At 35.5% G+C, this 434-nt stretch carries 1 protein-coding gene; it reads right to left on the reverse strand.

Features of this window, described 5'->3' with window-relative positions:
• A partial coding sequence (locus tag H7U32_RS10485) for a hypothetical protein (RefSeq protein WP_204469952.1) occupies window positions 1-317 on the reverse strand: 317 nt, incomplete at its 3' end.
• Window positions 318-434 lie beyond the last annotated feature (117 nt).

Below are 434 nucleotides of genomic sequence, written 5' to 3' on the forward strand. Positions count from 1 at the left end.
GCATACCTATCCATAGAAAGATTAATTGCTTCGACGTATGGATGCCCAATTCTTTTGCGCTTTTTATAGGTAATTGAAATTTCCCGAATTCCAAAAAATCCAAAATTAACTACAAATTGCTTATTAACTTCTGAGCGGTTTGAAGGATTAGTTCTGAACTTACGAAATTTAAGTTCGATTGATACGTGCCTAGTTAACATTATCAACTTTGTTTTTGCTCGCCACAAAGGTTTTTTGTCGGTACGCGAAAGCAACGACTTGCTCTTTTTTTCAAGCCGTTGCTGAACATTGCTGTTCTGTGAAGTTTTAGTCTTCACAATTCGCTCCTTTAAATACTTTATTTACTGCGATTTATTTTTGATATGCTTTTTTCAAAAATGCACCAAGTGCTAATAGCAAGCTTGATCCACCTAGACCAAATAGTGCTGTTGTAC

The sequence above is a fragment of the Bifidobacterium pullorum subsp. saeculare genome, assembly GCF_016899725.1.
GTDB lineage: Bacteria > Actinomycetota > Actinomycetes > Actinomycetales > Bifidobacteriaceae > Bifidobacterium > Bifidobacterium pullorum_C.